This is a genomic window from Pseudomonas sp. ARP3, assembly GCF_001029595.1.
In the GTDB taxonomy this organism is placed as follows: domain Bacteria; phylum Pseudomonadota; class Gammaproteobacteria; order Pseudomonadales; family Pseudomonadaceae; genus Aquipseudomonas; species Aquipseudomonas rhodesiae.
In genome coordinates this window covers 1-18,919 of record NZ_LEKF01000024.1, presented here as the reverse complement: position 1 = coordinate 18,919, position 18,919 = coordinate 1, and the positions used below count along the sequence as shown (strand labels likewise).

The 18,919-nt window shown below is 54.3% G+C and carries 17 protein-coding genes; 13 read left to right on the top strand and 4 right to left on the bottom strand.

The genetic code is table 11. The features are described 5' to 3' along the window. Positions 1 to 125 precede the first annotated feature (125 nt). The 7 genes from traA (at position 126) to ABX75_RS22760 (ending at position 7,348) form a co-directional block, all read left to right on the top strand. The gene (gene traA, locus ABX75_RS22790) at positions 126 to 440 is read left to right on the top strand and encodes a TraA family conjugative transfer protein (RefSeq protein WP_371264005.1); all 315 of its coding nucleotides are present in this window, start codon (positions 126 to 128) and stop codon (positions 438 to 440) included. 118 nt (positions 441 to 558) lie between these two features. Continuing rightward, a complete protein-coding gene (locus tag ABX75_RS22785) occupies positions 559 to 1,272 on the top strand; it encodes a DsbC family protein (protein ID WP_011077994.1) in 714 nt (237 codons plus the stop codon). Between the two features lie 11 nt (positions 1,273 to 1,283). After that, positions 1,284 to 3,749, top strand: coding sequence for a type IV secretion system protein TraC (gene traC / locus ABX75_RS22780; protein WP_011077995.1), 2,466 nt, complete (start codon positions 1,284 to 1,286; stop codon positions 3,747 to 3,749). Beyond that, a complete protein-coding gene (locus ABX75_RS22775; RefSeq protein WP_011077996.1) occupies positions 3,749 to 4,321 on the top strand; it encodes a S26 family signal peptidase in 573 nt (190 codons plus the stop codon). Before traC ends, ABX75_RS22775 begins: the two co-directional genes overlap by 1 nt. Next, positions 4,315 to 5,553: a TrbC family F-type conjugative pilus assembly protein gene (locus ABX75_RS22770; protein ID WP_011077997.1), complete on the top strand. Its 1,239-nt coding sequence runs from the start codon at positions 4,315 to 4,317 to the stop codon at positions 5,551 to 5,553. The genes ABX75_RS22775 and ABX75_RS22770 overlap by 7 nt, the downstream gene beginning before the upstream one ends. Positions 5,554 to 5,575: 22 nt before the next feature. Beyond that, positions 5,576 to 6,592: a TraU family protein gene (locus tag ABX75_RS22765; protein ID WP_371264004.1), complete on the top strand. Its 1,017-nt coding sequence runs from the start codon at positions 5,576 to 5,578 to the stop codon at positions 6,590 to 6,592. 36 nt (positions 6,593 to 6,628) lie between these two features. Continuing rightward, positions 6,629 to 7,348, top strand: a complete 720-nt coding sequence (locus ABX75_RS22760; protein WP_126588711.1) for a nuclease-related domain-containing protein — start codon at positions 6,629 to 6,631, stop codon at positions 7,346 to 7,348. Positions 7,349 to 7,580: 232 nt separating this feature from the next. Here ABX75_RS22760 and ABX75_RS22755 read toward each other — a convergent pair whose 3' ends face one another. Further along, complete coding sequence (locus tag ABX75_RS22755) at positions 7,581 to 8,267, bottom strand: DUF1845 domain-containing protein (protein WP_011078000.1); 687 nt, start codon at positions 8,265 to 8,267, stop codon at positions 7,581 to 7,583. A 409-nt stretch (positions 8,268 to 8,676) separates the two neighbouring features. Between ABX75_RS22755 and ABX75_RS22750 the strand changes: the two genes are divergently transcribed. The 6 genes from ABX75_RS22750 to ABX75_RS22720 all read left to right on the top strand — a co-directional run bounded on the left by ABX75_RS22750 (position 8,677) and on the right by ABX75_RS22720 (position 16,536). Further along, entirely contained in the window at positions 8,677 to 8,985 is a 309-nt protein-coding gene (locus ABX75_RS22750) for a hypothetical protein (RefSeq protein ID WP_011078001.1), read from the top strand. After that, entirely contained in the window at positions 8,982 to 9,605 is a 624-nt protein-coding gene (locus ABX75_RS22745) for a hypothetical protein (RefSeq protein ID WP_011078002.1), read from the top strand. The genes ABX75_RS22750 and ABX75_RS22745 overlap by 4 nt, the downstream gene beginning before the upstream one ends. 47 nt (positions 9,606 to 9,652) lie before the next feature. After that, positions 9,653 to 10,768, top strand: a complete 1,116-nt coding sequence (locus tag ABX75_RS28725; protein ID WP_011078003.1) for a toprim domain-containing protein — start codon at positions 9,653 to 9,655, stop codon at positions 10,766 to 10,768. Positions 10,769 to 10,886: 118 nt separating this feature from the next. Further along, positions 10,887 to 11,912: a thioredoxin family protein gene (locus ABX75_RS22730; RefSeq protein WP_011078004.1), complete on the top strand. Its 1,026-nt coding sequence runs from the start codon at positions 10,887 to 10,889 to the stop codon at positions 11,910 to 11,912. Further along, a complete protein-coding gene (locus ABX75_RS22725) occupies positions 11,909 to 13,309 on the top strand; it encodes a conjugal transfer protein TraH (RefSeq protein ID WP_011078005.1) in 1,401 nt (466 codons plus the stop codon). The genes ABX75_RS22730 and ABX75_RS22725 overlap by 4 nt, the downstream gene beginning before the upstream one ends. Positions 13,310 to 13,320: 11 nt before the next feature. After that, the gene (locus tag ABX75_RS22720) at positions 13,321 to 16,536 is read left to right on the top strand and encodes a conjugal transfer protein TraG N-terminal domain-containing protein (RefSeq protein WP_011078006.1); all 3,216 of its coding nucleotides are present in this window, start codon (positions 13,321 to 13,323) and stop codon (positions 16,534 to 16,536) included. A 64-nt stretch (positions 16,537 to 16,600) separates the two neighbouring features. On the opposite strand, the gene ABX75_RS22715 is transcribed toward ABX75_RS22720, so the two are convergent. The 3 genes from ABX75_RS22715 to ABX75_RS28720 all read right to left on the bottom strand — a co-directional run bounded on the left by ABX75_RS22715 (position 16,601) and on the right by ABX75_RS28720 (position 18,693). Next, positions 16,601 to 16,963 (bottom strand): hypothetical protein, encoded by a 363-nt coding sequence (locus tag ABX75_RS22715; RefSeq protein ID WP_177329706.1) that lies wholly within the window; start codon positions 16,961 to 16,963, stop codon positions 16,601 to 16,603. Positions 16,964 to 17,078: 115 nt separating this feature from the next. After that, positions 17,079 to 18,113, bottom strand: coding sequence for a hypothetical protein (locus ABX75_RS22710; protein ID WP_011078008.1), 1,035 nt, complete (start codon positions 18,111 to 18,113; stop codon positions 17,079 to 17,081). A gap of 10 nt (positions 18,114 to 18,123) precedes the next feature. Then, positions 18,124 to 18,693: a transglycosylase SLT domain-containing protein gene (locus tag ABX75_RS28720; protein ID WP_082136195.1), complete on the bottom strand. Its 570-nt coding sequence runs from the start codon at positions 18,691 to 18,693 to the stop codon at positions 18,124 to 18,126. Positions 18,694 to 18,919 lie beyond the last annotated feature (226 nt).

Sequence of the window (18,919 nt, the reverse complement as noted above, 5' to 3'; positions counted from 1 at the left end):
AATGCGCTTGAAAGCGAAACACAGGCTTACGGAAAGCACGAAAAATGTCTCCGGAGCGCAGCCCCTGCGCATGTCAACCTCTAGGAGCAAGACCAATGCACGTCAACAAAGCAACCCTCCAAACGATGGCCATCGCAGCGGCAATGGTGGCTGCCGGTACCGCGCTCGCAGGTACCGGCGGCGATACGTTCGATAGCGTGTGGATTACCTTGACCGAGTGGATGCAAGGTACCCTCGGCCGCATTCTGATCGGCCTGATGATCCTCACCGGCATCGGCGCTGGCGTTCTTCGCCAATCGCTTATGCCGTTCGTTACTGGCGTTGGCGGCGGTGTTGGCCTCTATGCTGCGCCGGATGTTATCGAGTCGGTAATGTCGGCAACTATCCCAGCAGCAGCTGTAGTCACCAGCGCTCTCCAAGCCCTGCCTGTAGGCTTCTGATCTAAGTCAGAACGCCTCTCTGAAAGGCCTCTTTTTCCGACGCTAAAACGTCCTGAAAAAGAGGCCTTTTCTTTTCCGGGCCAAATACTCTGGGTGAATCGACTCAGGAGGTAAGCCCATGTTCAAACCAACCCAAACCATTCTTGCTATGACGCTGCTTGCAGTGGCTGGCACCGCAGTAGCTGCGAGCCCTGCGGACAAGAACGCAGACAAGGTAGTGATGCTTCCTGCGTCTGCAATGCTGGCGATCGAGAAGAACGGCAAATTCGCCATCATTAGCGATACCGGCCGATTCATCATCCAGGGAACGGTTTATGACGTGTGGGCGAAGAAAGAGTTGAAAACCATCGAGGATGCTCGGATCGCCGCCAACTACATTCCAGTGGATAAGACCAACCTCGGTTTCAAGGATCTCGCCCCTCTCACTGTCGGCAACGGTGAGAAAGCGATCACCATGTTCTCCGACCCTGCTTGCGGGTTCTGCAAAGAGATCATTCAACAAGCCCGCACATCTCTGCCCGAAGGGTATCGACTCGACGTGCTGATGTTGCCGCTGCTCAGCCAAGAGAGCGCTGTGCGTACTAAAGAACTCCTCTGCGCGAAAGACAAGGTTGCTGCGTGGAAAGCCGGCGCGTCCGGCGACATGAAAACTCCTCTCGAACAGCTCCCGACCGCTCAGTGTGATCTGGATGTGATCTCGAAGCGCCGGATGACTGCTCAGTTTCTTGGCGCTCGAAATGTTCCTTTCCTCATTCGTGATGATGGCTTGACCCGAGAAGGCAAGCCTGAAGAAGGCTTGCGCGCCTGGATTGAATCGAATCGCACCCTCTAAGGAATTCAGAAATGCTCAAAGCGCTTATCCGCTCAACACCTCGGCTCTCGAAACTGATCAACGGCCTTGCCTACGAGCCGAATCTTTACTTGTTCCAGCTGGAAGGGAACCGCCTAGGATTCGCATTCCTGTGTTCCCCTCTCTCAGGCTCAAACGGGGATGAAGGCGACCGCCTGAAGGCTGGTTTAACGGTCGACTGGCCTGAGAAGACGACGATCCAGTTCAGCCTCATTTGCACTGAAAATATCAATGAGATGAAGACGGGATTCCTTCGTCTGCGCCGGGCCTTCCGTGAATCCGGCCGCACTGACCTTCCCGTAGAAACTCAAGCATTGTTGGAGAAGGTGACAAACGCGCGAGCCGATTATTTCAGCGACCGCACCATGCGCCCAGTTGATTCAATCTCGGGTGTACGAATTCGTGAGCAGAGTCTGGTCGTATCCGTAACTATTCCGATCGCCAATGCTTTGCCTACCCAGACAGAAGCGAACGCGGCGAAGGAGCTTTTCGACGGACTGCGAACCTCGCTGGACAGCTGCAACCTGGCAGCCGTGCCCCTCACCAACGATTCCTACCGAGAAATTTTCTCCTCCATCCTGAACCAGGGGCCAACAGCATCGTGGCGCGAAGATCCGGACATGAAAGCGGACACAGACAAGCCCTTGAATGAGCAGATCCTCGACTACAACCGCAGCCTCGACGTGAAGAAAGACCACCTTCAGATCGGAGAGGACTGCTTCGTAAAAACGCTCTCGGCCAAGCGCTTTCCTGATGTCATGTGGCAGGGCGATGCCTCTCAGTATCTCGCTGACATTTTGTCTCAGCGCGGCGGCATCCGGGGCAACTGCATTATCAATATGACCCTGTATTTCCCTCCCCAGCTGGAGACAAAGGACAAGCTGTCGAAACGCCGCCAATGGTCCATCAACCAGAGCTTCGGCCCGATGGTGCATTTCGTTCCCGTTTTACGGAAAACGAAGGAGGCCTATGACACGCTGTTTGAAGACCTAGACAAAGGGCTTCCCAACGTACAAGCGACAATGACCCTCGTGGTGTTCGGCCGGAACCGCGAAGACCTTATTCAGGCGGCATCGAATGCGAAGAGCCACTTTGCTACGCAGGGCTTCAGTCTCATGGAGGACAAGTTCTGTGTGCTGCCCGTGTTCGTGAACTCCTTGCCGATGTGCGCCGACCCGGATGCGATGAAGGAGCTGTTCCGGTTCAAAACACTGAGCCTCACCCAAGCACTGCCATTGCTGCCAATCTATGGCGACTGGAAGGGCACAGGAACTCATGTGGCCCCGTTCATTTCCCGAAACGGTCAGCCGGTCAGCTTCCACCTCTTTGACTCCGACACCAATTACAACGCAATGATTGCCGCTCAGTCGGGCTCCGGGAAGTCGTTTGCGACCAACTATCTCATCACGTCGTATCTGAGTATTGGGGCGAAGGTTTGGGTCATCGATGTGGGCCTCTCCTACCTCAAGCTGTCTGAAGCGTACAAGGGCGACTTTGCACGCTTTGACCAGGAGTCGAACCTCTGCCTCAACCCCTTCGAGCTAATTGAAGACTACAGCGAGGAGGAGGATGTCCTGGTTGGGTTGCTCTCTGCTATGGCTGCTCCGACCGTACCTCTGATCGACTTCCAAACCGCAGGGCTAAAAAGGCACCTTACACAATGCTGGGAAACGCTTGGCAAGACGATGATTGTCGACAGCATTGCTGACTCTCTCCTTGCCGACCCAGACCCGCGTATTCAAGATATTGGTCATCAGCTCTTCGCATTCACCTCGAAGGGACAGTACGGCCGCTTCTTCAACGGTAAGAACAATCTCAACTTCAAGAACCCCTTCACCGTACTCGAGCTTGAGGAACTGAAGGGGCGTCAACACCTTCAGCAAGTCGTACTCCTTCAGCTCATCTACCAGATCCAGCAGGACATGTACCTTGGTGAGCGTGACCGCCCGAAAATCGTGATCATTGACGAAGCCTGGTCGCTTCTCTCCCAGGGCAACGTTGGTGAGTTCATCGAGCACGGTTACCGGCGATTCCGGAAATATGGCGGTAGTGCCATCGTCATTACCCAGGGGGTCAACGACCTCTATCAGAATAAAGTCGGACAAGCCATCGCTGAAAACTCTGCGTTCACCCTACTGCTAGGACAGAAGGCCGAAGCTATTGATGCTATCCAGGAAAACAAGCGCCTGCCGCTGGGTGAGGGCGGGTATCGAATCCTGAAGACTGTTAAGTCGTACAAAGGGCATTACTCCGAGATATTCATGCTCACCCCCCGCGGTGCCGGCATCGTGCGACTCACGGTGGACCCATACTCGATCCTCCTCTACTCGACCGCACCCGAAGATGTGCAAGCGATCCGAAATTACACGCTCACCGGCGTTCCGCAGGATGAGGCAATTCTGCGCGTGCTCCGTGATCGAGGTGTCGAGTACAACCCTGATCCGGCGGAAGTCGCGTAATGGCCTTGTCGAACCCCTTCAGCATTCAGGCCAAGGTTCGAAGGGCAATGGCGAAGGTTGAGCGAGATCGAGCTCCAAAGCGACTCTCGGTGGCCTTTATCGGCAAAGGCCTACTCTTTTCGGCAGTGGTTGCCGGCAGCATTGTGCTGCTGGCATCCCGTTACTCGATCGCTATCGCTAGCCAGGACTCCCTATGCCTGCCCCCTTACAGGCTATGGATCATCGATAAAAAGCAGGATGACTTGGTGCGCGGTGAAATCTACGCCTTTCACTCCAAAGGTCTGAGTCCGATTTTTGCTGACGGCACAATCATCGTGAAGGTGCTTGAGGGGATGCCTGGCGATCACGCCAAAGTCACGCTTGATGAAACAACCATCAATGGAGTGTCCGTAGGCAAAGGGCTTCAGGTCGCCAGCCAGCACGGCATTGATCCCCAGCAATATGTTCGGGAAGGGAAAATAGGCGAGGGCCGTTACTGGTTCTTCGGCCGCACGCCAGACTCTTTCGACTCCCGCTACTGGGGCTCAGCTTCGACAGACCAAATCATCGGGAAGGCGTATCCAATATGGTGAAAAAGCAATTAGCCATGTGCATTGGGTTGGCTTTTGGCTGCACGATGGCCATCGCCGGCGATGACCTTGGCATTCGCAAGTACGACATCAAGGAATTCGATCCTGTGCTCCTGGAGCAGGTTCGGGAAATCAGCCGAAATGCGAATGCCGCGCGCGCAGAAAGCGGCCAAGATGACATGAGTTGGGTGAGTGAGATGGCTGAAAAGGCCATCATTCAAGCCGGTGATGAAAATGTTCAGCAGAGCGACTCAGGGCTAGCTAGCGCGGATGGCTCAGATCGCGAGAAAAAACATCCTCTGGGCGATGGAAATCGCACTCTGATTTTCGTGTCGTGGTCGATGGGCGCTACCGCCCTCAAAGACATACTGCTGTCTTTTGACGGACTGCCTGGTGTTGGCATCGTTTTTCGAGGCATACCTGATGGTATGTCGATGGGCGATGCTGTGACCAAAATGCACCTTCTCACGCAAGAGACGCAAAGCACTGTAAGCGTTCTGCTTGACCCTCTCGCATTCCAACGTCACAGCGTTTCAGCCGTCCCCACCGTGGCTCTCGAAGCACCGAATGATGCTCTGATCGCTAAAGCTGCTGGGTCGTCTTCTGTCAGCTATATCGAGGGAGCGGTTAAGGAGGGGAAGCGGGGGGATTTAGGCACTATTGGCTCCACACAGGAAATCATAGAGCCAGACCTCATGGAGGTTGCGAAACAGCGCATTGCAGAGCTGGACACCGACGCCATGAAAAAGCGAGCAATCGCCCGGTTTTGGGATAACCACAAAGGGCATCCATTGCCGCCGGTAACTGAGAGTGCCACCCGCCTCGTCGACCCATCGGTCATTGTCCCCGATGACATCCTCGATAGCCAAGGCAGGGTCGTTCAAAAGGCCGGAAGGATTAATCCACTCGACATGATGCCGTTTGACCAGAAACTGGTAGTAATCGATCCGACGCAGCCTTGGCAGGTTGCCCTGGCGAAGCGTGAATACGCAGACCACGGGGAAAATCTGACCGTCACGGTAATGGCTACTCAGATTCCCACTTCCTCTGGTTGGGATCTGTTCAACAGCGTACAGGACAGCCTGGATGCGCCCCTCTACCTATTGCCGCCTGACATGGCGGAGCGCTTCCAGATCCTTCGCGCACCTTCTGTCGTAACAGCCGACACAGAAAATTTCATCGTCCGCGAGGTTGCTCAATCAGCCTTCGAGGAGGCCAATCATGAGCATCAATAAGGTAATAGCCGCCGCACTTCTGATGATTGCAGGTATGTTTTCCCTGCCAGGGATAGCGGCTGATACGGCTTCGTCCGGTGAGGTGATGTGTGAGGACTCTGGCCTTTTTGGTCCGAAGTTGTTCACCGACATCTGCTGGGCGTGCCTTTTCCCAATCCGTGTATCTGGTGTGCAAATAACCCCCGGCACAGCACCCGCCAAGGCTACAAAAATGGTCTTCTGTATCTGCCAGGAAGGCTCGTCCTCGATCTACAAGCCAGGAATCATCACTGCTATGTGGGAGCCGGCCCGGATGGTTGAAACTGTCCGCAAGCCTGGTTGCTCGCCAACCCTAGGCGGTGTGACGCTCCCGCTTGGCAACAAGCGCAGCTATGGTCGGCTTCGGCAGGACAATAGTACCCAGACAGGACAGGCCGCCGGTTCGTTCTACCACGCTCACCTGTATGCCTTCCCGCTGCTTCAGATCCTCGATCTCTACACGCCTACCAAATGCAATCCGGACGGTTATCTCGACCTCGATATCATCTCGTTCACTGAGATCGACCCGACCTGGAACAACGGTACGTTGGCGTTCTTCCAGCACCCCGAGTCCGCGGCAGTGGCAAACCCAATCGCTATTGCGGCATGTGCTGCCGAATCCGCGTTGGTTACCGCACGAAAGGAACCTCTTGAGTCGCTTTGGTGGTGTACAGGTACATGGGGGAGTATCTATCCATTTGCCGGCGTAACCGTGGCGCAAGATGCAAACCGGACGACAGCATTGCTGGCTGCGCGAGTGATCGCTCAGCAACACCGCAGGGGCCTCGCTCGACGCACTATGGGTGATGAAAACGTGTGCAAGGCGGGTATCTACCCGACGATTCCGAAAAGCCAGTACAAAGTGACCCAGTTCTGGCCAAAGTCGCAGAACAGCAGAGCAATGTGGCTCGGAGAACCGCCGCAGACTTGGGAGGGTGGGCCTAGTCGGCATGTTCCAGGTACTGGGAACGATGCCATGTACATGTTCTGGCGATGGACAGATTGCTGCTCGAAGCTCTAATGGAGAATCCGCCCGTAAGGGCGGATTTGCGATGGTATGAATGACTTTCTAATGCTGTACCTACCCCCGGTTTTGATTCTGGGGGTTCTCGCGGGCATCGCCCACGTTCGTCTACTTGAATTCCCAGCCTACCGAGGGTGGTGGGGGGAGTACAAGGTGAACTTCATGCTCCGCGTATGCCTAAGTGGCGAATACAAGGTGTTCGCCAACGCGATCTATCGTGGCAAGACAAGGGGAGAGTCGACACAGGTTGACCACATCATCGTGTCGCGCTACGGGATCTTTGTCCTGGAAACGAAGTGTTTCAAGGGAAAGATCATCACCTACCCGGAAGCTCCCGAGAGCTGGTTGCAGATTGTCGGCCGAAGGAAATACCGCGTGCAAAACCCGCTTATGCAGAACTACGCACACGTGAAGGCAGTTCAGAAGGTCACCGGAGTCCACTCTCAGAAAATCCACAGCTACGCAGTGATGGCAGGGCAGGCCAGCTTCACCTATGGAATGCCTGAGCGGGTCTACAGCATTTGGGGCGTGATTCGTAAAATCCAGTCCTACAAAGCCCCGGTTTTTACTCGGGGCCATGTTGTGTCAATCTGCCGGGCGCTGAGCGAGCGCAGAATCAAGGGGGGGTATTGGGCTGCAAGACGGCATGTCGAGAAGCTGAAGCGCCGAGGCGAGGATGGATCTATAACGTGCCATGAAGATAGACCCCGAGAGGAACACCTATCGCCACCCCAACAAGAACGGCAACAGTGACAGAGATGATCGCGACCGTATCCCAAAATACCGCCTCTGGCGGCGCTTCAAGTGATTCGTCGGTGGCCAGCTCTTCTACCCACAGTGGGATAGCTTCGCGTGGAGGAGGCTGATCCGTCGCTTTTCTGCGTCTTCTACTGGTTCTTGCCGGTGTTGACGTAAGATCATCAAGCATAATGACTCTCCTAAGCAAAACGCCCCGCAATGCGGGGCGTTTTCATAACTGGCGCGATCAAGCAACGGCTTCTTCAGGAAGCGAATCGAGAGGGTCGGCATTGCCATCAGGCTCAATGTGACCCGCCGCCTCGCGCTCCTCCTTGTCAGCGTTCACTTTGGCTTCAGCCTTCTCGATATCTTCCTGAAGCTCTGCGACCTTGCTCGCGTATGCCTTTGCACGCGCGCTCTGACCGAGGCCAACGAGCGAGCGGATCAGCCGGGCCATTTGGTTGCTCTTGTTTGCACGAAACTCCTCAGCTTCCGAGCTATCGATCTTCTCATGCAGCCAAGCTGTATCAACCTGGATAATCAGATGGTCAAATGCCTGAAGCAGGCTGCTCATCCTCTTGATTTCCGGGCTGGTGATTTCGAATTCGCGAGTCAGTGGTGAGCTGTACCCTGCAAGCTCTTTGATTCCCAGGCTCTTCAAAAGCGTGTCCATCCGCTCAGACTCGTCACGCACGGCTACTTCCATGCGCTCGATTTTCTTCGAGACCGCATCAACCACCGCTTTGTGATCAAAGGTCTTGAGGTTTTTGGCCAGCTTGCGGGACGTAACGTCGATGATAAAAAGAGCCGTCATGAGGCTATCGAAACGGTTGCCGGCGAAGAACTTCGCCTGCTCAGTGTTCAGTACCATCTTTCCTTTGAGGGATGGTTTGGAGTATTGGTATTTCTTCGGTTGTGGTTGAGTGGTCGCCATTAGCGGTTTCTCCGGATGTTGGTGGCCGGACTATTGCACCAGCTTGCGGAGTATCTGGATCGCGATTTCACGCACGATTAGCGTCGGAATTTGAAGTGATTTTTTCTGGTTGACGACAGACTGAAATGGCGGCGAGAATTACAGCACTCATCGGCCAAGGTCGATTAAGAATTCGCCTCCTGGAGGCCATTGACCCTAAGTGACAGCATGCTGCTGCCACTGGTACCCATGACGTGTATGCGTCTGGGAGCAAGCCAAGCTGAGCTTATCAGCTTAAAAACCAAGCCTGCGTTCGCGTAGCGCCGATCAAAAAAGGAAGCCATTGGCTTCCTTTTTTTGTGTCAAAAAAACCCTGACGGGGAACTCCCGTTAGGGCGTTCTCCGTTTTAAAAAAATGGAGAACTGAAAAATGGCATCTACAACCCTCAAAGTTAAAGTGCTGACCGCGTTTGGCTTCCTCGTTGCTACGTTGGGAGCTGTATACGCACCGCAGTTTGCAAAGCATGTTTTGCCTTTGACTCTCTGCGTGTTCCTCGCCGTGGTAATCCTGAATGCTGAGCAGATCCTGCGTGGTGTTCTGAGCTACCTACGCGGTTGTCTGAAGGCTTCGGCTCCTCAAGCGACCAAGACCTTACCCAACGCCCGTTGGTGTAGCAGCGTCGATTATGACAACTACTACATTCCCTCCTACCTGCGTCGCCAGGGAGAAGAGAAATGATCCGTATTGACTTCGATGTTCCAAGCTATCTCCGACTGCCGCAAGGCCTGTGCATTGTTTCAGAGCGCCTGGCTCATAAACTTCCCGGGCCAGAAAGCAATGAAACGCTGCACCAAGCGCTTGAACCGGTGGTGATCAACACACTGTACCGGCCGCAAGGCCGCAACCAGGTTGCATCGATCGAGAACCAAGAGCAGGGCGAGATCAAAGGGGAGTTCATCCCTCGCGAATCCCAGCCCGCGCATCAAGAAACAGCTCAAGAGATCCAAGTCGCCCAAGGCGATGAAGATCAAGATGAGCGCGCACCAGAACTCAATTTCCAAGGCGTTGCTGGCAGGTCTGTTACCGGCGAATACCGCGGTTCAGGTTTCGCCCATTATCGGTTTCTCAAGAAGAACGGAAAGTCGTTCTTCTTGCGTATCGGTGAACACCTGGTGTGGGGAATCGAGCTCAACGCTCAGCTACGTCAATCTGGAGCGCAACAAGGTGACAATATCTCCCTGACATTCCTCGGCAAAACCGCCGTGAGTGTGCTCAAAGAGGTCCTTGTCGACGGTAAGAAAGAACAGGAGTGGGTTGATACCTACCGCAACTCCTGGGAAATCAAAATCGTGAAATAGCCAGCAATGCGCCCTTCGGGGCGCATCTCAACCAAACGGAGGTACCCATGTCCAAAGACTCAGAAGGCAATTACGCCCCAGAGAAGCAAGATGTGCTGGTAGCCGCTGATGGCCGCTGGCATGACATTTACGCAAGCCTCGCATCTTCATTGGTGCCGGCACACAAGAAAGCAGGACGTGGGGTTCCATGTCCGGTGCATGGTGGGGAAGACGGTTTTAAGATTTTCCGCAAGACGGCTGGATCGTCGAGCGGTGGTATCTGCCGTACCTGCGGAGTCAAGGCTGATGGCATAGCCTTGCTGATGTGGGTCAACCGTTGGAGCTTTCATCATGCTTTACAGGAGGTTGGAGCATTGCTCCGGGTCAAAGACCCGTATGGACGCACCGCTGACGGATTTATCCCAAGCGTTGTAATCCGTAAGGAGCGAGCCCCAGCAAAACCAGAGGCTTCAGACGATTGGCTGCGTGAAGCTATGCGCAACCTGTGGAAGGGAACCGTTCCTCTCACAGACCCATCAGCGGAACCAGCAAGGCTCTATCTTCGCTCCCGAGGCATTCTTGCTTGGGATCGACCAGAGCTGAGCCGCTACGTTCGCTTTCACCCGGAATTGACCTACAAGGACAAAGCCGGCAAGCGTTCTAAGCATCCAGGGATAGTGTGTACGCTCATCGATCCTGAAGGCCAGGCTGTGACCATCAACCGTCACTACCTGACAATGAAAGGTGAGAAAGCCGATCTCGCTGAGCCAAAAAAAATGTTCCCAATCCCCAGCTACCGCAAGCTTCCCGGCTGCGCGGTTCCAACATCGCATCCAGGAGAAGTCTTGGATGTATGTGAAGGATTGGAAACAGCCCTGTCAGTGGAAACAGCTATGGGTATACCAGTATGGCCCTTGGTGAATTCCTACCTGTTGGAGAGCTTCGTACCACCAGCCTGCACTAAAGCAGTCCGAATCTGGGCTGATAAGGACCGCAAAGAAGGTGGCCAAAAAGCGGCATTCGCCTTAAAAAAACGTCTGTGGGAAATGGGGATCAAGGCGCAAATAATGCTGCCGGACATGCCCATCCCTGACGGCTCCAAAGGTGTCGATTGGAATGACGTTCTTCGTGAACGTGGTTCTCTCGGCTTCCTCGGCCACGAGGTCTATCGCGCACAGCGATAGGCCTCTGGCCTTCTCAACTTCCCCCTCTTTTTCCGACCGTAAAAGCGCCTGAAAACGCGCCCCCTCCTGTTGGCCAACGCTCACAATTCGAGCATCCTCATCTTGGCCAGACGGACTCATGACGCCCCTAAATTTTCCCATCTTGTTGCTTGCTGCCGCTATAAGCAGCACATCCCTTGCGGGAGAGACCAAGCCCACCGAGTCGAAAACGCCACAGGTTGGTGGTTCTTCGTTCTACCAGGACAAAGAGCGCGGTTGGTTCTGGTACGAAGATCCGCCTCCTGAACAGGAACCCGAAAAACTCGAGCCCGCGCCGGTTCCAGCGGCCCCACCTCAAGCCGAAAGGGAAGCCTCCGAACCAGCCGCGCCCGAGCTGCCCCCGACCGGCAGCGTGGCGTGGATTCGGGAGATGCTTCCGAAACTGCGTGACGCAGCAATGGATAACCCTACCAAAGAGAACGTGAGTGCATATTTTTGGGCCAACCGAATCATGATGGACAAGGCCGAGCGATTCTCACGCCGCTCAGCTGACGTAATCCGAAATGATCCACTGCTCGATGAGGACATGCGTTATCCGGCTTCCAACGCCGCCTCAGATGCTTTGGCAACTGCGGCCGGCAAGCAGAAAGAAACCCTGTTGAAGCTCATCGCTGGCAGCTCTGCGCTGATGTTCTTCTACAACGGTAACGACTGCATTCTGTGCGAACAGGCCCAGGCAGCGGTCTCTGCTCTCGAGTTCAGGTACGGGTTTACTGTCATGCCCGTCTCGATGGATGGGGCCCCCCTTCCTGGCGGCAAATACCCAAACACACAGTACGACACTGGGCTCGCAGAGCAGCTGGGCATCATCACCTCGCCTGCGCTGGCCCTAGTCATCCCTCCGAATGACGTGAAGATCGTCAGCTTCAGCACCGTCTCAATGGAGACGGCAACCACTCGGATTTTAATGGCAGCGAATGAAGCAGGGCTGATTTCCGATCAGGAATACAACGCTACATCCCGCCTTAACACCATGGGTTTGATCGACGCCACGAAACTGGCTGACGCACCGCCCGACGCAACAAAAAACCCTAACGAATTCGTGAATCGGATGCGCGATGAAGCTCGTCGCGCCTTTCAAAAAGACAACGGAGGTGCCCAGTGAAAATCAAACCGATCGCCCTTGCTGTAGCGCTGATGGTGCCCTTCGGGGCTCACGCGAACATTCAACAGCAGGTCAATGAAATGTTCAGCGGCATGATCAACGTCACCAGTCCAGGGGCATATAAAACAGCCACACGCGGCGTTATTACCGGCGGGTCCGTTGTCCTTCGGAATCGGATATCCACCGCCAACCTCATCAGCATTACCCCGCCAAGCGCAAAGGGTGGATGCGGGGGGATCAACCTTTACAGCGGCTCGTTCTCCTTTATCAACGGCGAAGAGTTTGTAGCGCTCATGAGGAATGTGGCGTCGAACGCGGCTGGCATTGTTTCGGGCTTTGCCTTTGAGTTGGCCCTCGATGCGATGGACGCTCAGACAGGTGGTGTGATCCGCAACCTGGCCAACAAGATCCAGGCGCTCAATCAAATGTTTTCCAACAGCTGCCAGCTGGCGAGTGGGTTGGTTACGAATGCCAAAAAGGCATACGAAGAAAGCACCGACTTCAAATCCGCGATGACGGCCTTCGGGTCGAACGTCTCATCTGACTTCTTTACCGCGAAATCCACCAAAGAAGACTCACCAGCCAACCGGATTGCTGCCTCTGGTAAGGCCGTTCAATGTGAGAACACAGGGAATGTTCTGTGGTGCGCCATGATGAAGTCTGGCCTCCAGTCGCAGATCCTATTCGGCAGCGACGAAAACGCGGAATTCATCATGTCGATGGTCGGCAGCTACAACGTGTCGCTCACCAACGACGCCAGCGGGGGGAAAAACTTCGCTGCGCATCCCATGCCGAAGCTGATCACCGGCGAAGGTCTGAAGATTCTGGTTGAGGGCTCAACCAATCTCGATGTCAAGGTCTACCAGTGCGACCAGGATGACCCTGACTGCTCAGAACCGAACATCCGCACTCTCACCAGCTTCAAGGGCCTCGAAACCCGAATCCTTGAGGATCTTCAAAACAATGGAATCCTTGAGCGTTTTGCCAACGGCACTGCAACCGCTGCTGACGGAAACCGGATTGCATACCTCGCATCAAGCCGCGTAGGGGTGAATCTGATGAAGATCACCCAGAAGGCAGGGGCGCAATCCGGTTATGACTACCTGAATCAGTTCGCCAAGAAAATTGCTGCTGATGCATCGATGAGCCTGATCTACCAGCTGCTTGGGCACACAGAGAAGGGCCTGACCAGCCTAAACATGGCGGACGCAGGGAAGGTGATCGAGGATCTGCGGGCTACAAAGGGTGAGCTCATGGACGAATACCGCTCGTACATCGAGGACGCAATGCAGGGCAAAGATGCCGATGGCCAAGCAGAAAAAATGCTCCAGATGGCCCCTGTGTTTGATAGCGGAACTCTGCCACAGGGAACCATCAACGATAACGCAGGCGCGTAACGGAGATATCTATGGACTTCACTATCTACACCACAGGCAGCGCCGAGTTCCTTGAGATCATGCTCAATGCCTGCGCAATGATCACAGGCAGCGGTGACGCAGAAGATCTTGCCCGTATTGGCGCGCTGATAGGTCTTTTTCTGTTGGCTTTCCAAGCAGTTTTTAATAACCAGGCCATTACCTTCGGAAAGGCGGGCCTTGTGCTCGTCCTTTACATGATGTTCTACGGGCCTACAGCCACCACTGTTATCGAGGATACGGTGTCGTCGCAGGTGCGGGTGGTGGACAACGTGCCTCTTGGCCCTGCCTTTGTCGGCTCAGTCATCTCAACGGTGGCCTACGGCATCACCAAAACCACGGAGCAAGCGTTCTCTACTCCGAGCATGACCGACTATGGGCTGTTCTCGAGTCTGAGTACGTTGTCGAAGGTGCGCGATGCTCTTCGGAACCCGATGGCACTGGACGGTTTTCAAAACTACCGAAAGTCTGATGGGTGGGATCTGCCCCGATCGGTAAACGAGTACATGACATTCTGTTCGCTAAACCCCGTCGCGCTGAGAACGGATAAGACCCTGACTGACTTGTACCGTTCTCCCGGCTGGGCTCAGGTGCTCTCAAATCAGACATCATCGATGTTCATCTATGTCTACGACGGTACCGCCGGCACCATGAAGAGCTGTGCAGAGGCCAGGTCGTTTCTCAACGCGCATTTGCAAAACGTCTACACAGACGTGCTGGAGGACATTCTTCAGAAAGGATTCAGCGAAGAAGTCAAAACCAATCGAATGACCACCGGTATACAGGTTCAAGCTGCTACAGACCAGGCAATTCAAAGTCTGGCACTCAGTAGCAAGTCGGCTCAGGACTACGTTTTGACTTCGCTAATAGCCCCGATTTTTAACGACTCTCGTGTCGACGCCATGAACCATTGGCAAGAACAAAGGGCTGCAATGGCTCTCCGTGAATCGCTCAACCAGCAAGAAATTCAATGGGCGGGGAAGGGCGACAGCTTCAAGCATTACATGAGGCCGATGATCGCCTTCTTCGAGGGCATGCTCTATGCGATGACGCCGTTCTTGGCCTTTGCTCTACTCCTGGGTGGGCCTGGCCTTTCTATCCTCGGCAAGTATCTCGTGTTGCCGTTGGCCGTTGGGTTGTGGATGCCGCTGTTAAGTATCGTCAATGCTTTTACCCTCTGGTATGCCGGTTCCCAGATGGAGGCCGTATTCAATGGATACGATCCGACTGGATCTGGTTTTGCAATGCTTCAACTCATGGACATTGATAAGGCGATCGGCAAGGCTCTCGGTATCGGCGGCTTGCTCGCCGCTTCTGTGCCGCCTTTGGCTCTTTTCATCGTTTCTGGCTCAGCCATGGTTGCGAATAGCATCATGAGCCAAATGACAGCTGGCGAAAAATTCAAGTCCGAAGACGTGAATCCTCGATCTCAGGAGAGCGCACCTGTTCTAAGTACCAATGCTTCGTTCACTTCTGACCAGGTAGGGGCCGGCGTTGCTAAAACAGGTAGCCCGCAACTGGCAGAAACCATCAGCAGCGAACAAGCAGCAAGCGCTGTTGTGCAGAGCGCGAGCATGGCATCTCAAACGGCAACCTCTCAGTACCAAGAAAGCCTCAAGGCAGCTGGTCAACAACTCAACTCATCGGCCACAGGGCGGCAAGCACTTGCGCAGATCGGCGAAAACCTTTCGGCAGGTTCGGTCCTCAGTTCGAATGCATCTTACAACGAGGCAAAAGAGTCCCTGCGGAGCCTCGGCCTATCCGAGTCTTCGCTGAATCAGGCCACGTCCAACGCCGCAATGGGTATTTCTACGCCGCTTGGCGGCATGAAGCGGTCGGATAACACCTCGGCCGACACCATGACTCAGGAAAGCAAAGCCAAGGCGGAGAAAGCACTTGCCCAACTTACGCAGTCTGTCCAGGCAACCGATTCGAGCACATTGACCTTCGCGACGGGCGATGCCTTCTCAAGTAGCGCGTTGGCACAGCAGAGCGCATCGAACACAGACGAGATCGGGAAAACCCGTTCGAGCGCCCTTCAGGCGCAACAGACCTATAGCCAGGCATCTGCGCAACAAGATTCGATCAAGGCCGGTCAATCACTTAACCTTAGAGACGCCGGCGTCAAAGCGCTCACTCGCGGTCTCGGCCGCAATGAAACCGCGCTGGCGCTCGAGAAAATGGCAGGACAAACAGAGTCAGGTAAAGATCTGTACAAACAAGCCTTCGGTAGCCAGAGCATCCAGGATATGTCGAAAGACACGAGCGAGCGTCGAGCGATGGCAGCGATTCGTGCGATCAATCAGGACGGACGCCTTGGTGATCTGTTGATGAGTCAATACAACCCGTTCGATTTTAACGTCAACCAAGGAGATGCAAACTCGAACGCTGGTCTCACAAGCAGTGCCGCCAAGGCCACTGCCGGCACCGACGCCATCGCTGGCAAGCTTGATGCAAAATGGAATTCAAATGCTGGGGCCTATGCAAACTCAAATGACATGAATGCCAGTGGCTATCAAGCTACGAAGGAGGATGGCGCTACGGTTATTGGGCAGCGAAATTCTGAGAACATGCAGCCAGTGATTGATGCTAATTCGCAGAATCAGGATCACGTGGATAACCGTTCCTCCCAAGCTGCATATGACACCCTGGCAGCAAGGGGGCAAGCTGCAAGCCAAGGTACGAATCTGGGCAACATTGTAGCTAATGGCGCGAATGCGGCCTTTACAGGGATCAATACGATTGCTGGAGCTTTCCGCAGCGGCTCCGATAGTGAAAAGCTCGAAAACTATTACGACATCGGTATCAAACAAGGGTTGAAGCCCGAGGAAGCACAATACTTTGCCGCCAAGGCTACTGGTGAGTTTGGATCGGCCGAGGGTGATGCCTATCGAGAGCTGAATGGTTACTATCGTAGCCAAGGCATCCGGGATGATAACTACATCGCAGGGGCTATTACTGCGATCGATGATGCTGCCAAGGCCCCTGAAAGCGGTTCCTATCCCACCCTGACGGCGCTGGCGGATTCAAGGGATGCCGTGCAGTACCAGGCGTACCAGGGCCCTTCGAATGAGGATGTTCCTCAAGTTCCAACACCGGCTACAGCCCCACAACCAGCCAGATCCGCTCCGCCACCTGCACCGTCGCCATCCTCGGCGGGAGCCACAAACCACAAACCTCAGCGACCGACAGGGATCAACGCTGACTAGATGAGGTTAAGCTGAAACGACAAGGCCGGGATTCCCCGGCCTTTTTCTTACCCACCTGCATAGTTTACCCCTTGAAGATTTCAGTCAGCCGATCCTTCACCGCCTTTGCGATTTGCGCCCGGAACAGGAACAACAAAACAGACAGGCCAACGCTTACACCGACCGCCTCTGCACCCAAGCGGGTGAACACAACGATGTTGATCATCAGCAACACGATGAGGCCGTAAAATTCAGCATTCGCCTTTGCACCGGTAAGAACCTGTTCTTCAGTCAGCATCCACTTGGGAGATAGGCAAAACGGGCAAACCGAGGCCTCCGGGTCACGGCCACCAACAGGGACGCCGCTGATGTAGAAAGGGGCGCTGGTGATAACCTTCGGTACCATCATTTTCTTGCAGCACTGGCACTCAACTTTGTCGTTTCGCATGTCGCTCACCATTCAATTCATCTCACCAATATAATCTCACTACCACGCAGAATCCCAAACGGAAAGCTCCAGCCAGGGGGAACAGGGCCTGCGAATAGCTTCACGTGGATGGGATTCAGTGGTTGCACCAGATGCATCGGCCGGGCTTGAGTGCGTAACGAGCGTTGATTTCCTTGCACTTGCTGCATGGAGTGAGAGTGATGTCTCCGGTCTTCATCGCGTTGCTGAGCTGGTAACCGTTGGAAGGGGAGATCATATCGCTGGCCTCAATGCCGACAGCTCTGCACAGCTCTACATACTCGCGATGAGCCGCAACCACCGCCCGAGCATTCGTCCGCCGAAGAGGATTGTCGGCGAGCAGCCTGTATATAGTCAGATAGAGCAAACTGTGAAGAGGGCTTTCGGCCAGTGTCTTATTCGGTGCCTGTATTCGTCCACTCTGGGACTGAACAAGGGGGATATCCCGTAGCAAGGACCGCTTCATCCTGACTACTTCGTCCGCATTCAATCCAGTCCATTGCGCGACCAACTTTGGCTGTAGCTTCTGCTGAAGCAACTCGGTCGCTACCACATCGAGGGGCATCGTCGAGGGATAGTCCTTGATCCGACCTATGCCACTCACGCCAGGCTTCAGAAAGTACCGAAGGTCACCAAGCAATACTGTAGTCACGTCCCTGAGTTGATCGTCTGACGAAGATAGGTTCATCCTCAGCTTCCTGAGGTTGCACCTGGTGCCAACCGAGAACCCGCCGCGGCTAACCAGCATCATCCGAGAGTCGAAAGAGCCTGCCTCGAACACCCGATACCCAACATCGTCTAGGCCTACAGCCAGAATTGGGCTTGTCTGGTTGACGCGGGAGAAGTGGCAAAACTCCATGAACATAACCATTTTGTTACCTATCTCCCTAAACTCTTCATCGTCTAGGTAGCCCCTGCCGACCTTTAGGGTGTTGTAGTGGACCCGGTAGAGGGAGACCGGGAGAGCGTCGACAGCGTTCAACTGACGTTGGTTGGTGCTCAACGAAGAAAGCCAAACCATATCGCTCTGAGTCAAGCGCTGCTCAGCGAGAATGACATTGAAATCTCGCAAGCCAGATGTCAGCCAGCGCAGACCCATTTGTATCATCGATGCGTTGATCTTAACTCGCATGTCCCTGCCCTTACTTTAAACGCTGTAGTGAACGCCAAATTCTGAGCACATTACTCGCATACTCACGTGCGTCAAGTTCACGTTTTGGGTTTCGTGTATGGTAGCCACCGATGGCTAGTTGCATATCGACAGGGTATTGCGCAATCGACTCGCAAAGTATCTGGGCACCGATCCGAATGTTTACTTCAGGGTCAAGAAGAAGCTCTGGGCGTGCTACTCGATTGCCATTCCAGCGATAATTTATTTGCATAATCCCTATATCGGTAAGAATGTCTTCGGCAATATATTTGCCGAGTACAACCTTGGCAGCCATATAGGTTTTAGGGTACAGGGCACCACTAGGCGCGTTCCGAAGCGCAAATGGGTGTGGTGCAACCATCCCTTGTCCGGCAGAAGTTTTAGATTCATTCAGGGCCAGTGAATATAGAAGCAATGGGTCCGGTTTGCATGCGGTGGCCATTGAGGCTCGCTCCCACATTGTCCCTTTTAATGAAAATCCATTAGCGTTTGCGCTTGCTGAATTAAATATTGCAATGCATGCATAGACAGCAACAAAGGAGCTGGCACGGATATTAAACATTAGCCCCCCTTATCCAGCTAGCAACTGGGCGAGACGTAGGCTCATTACTAATTGGTTCTTTTTCGCCCTCAGAGAGATTATTATGCTGCTGAGTATCAGTCTGAATCGCCCCTAGTTTCGTAGACACCTCCAAGCCTTAAAATGAGGCCCATTAGGAGGTGCCATGAGCAACCAGCGATATCCCGAAGAATTCAAAATCCAGGCGGTCAAACAAGTGACCGAAAAG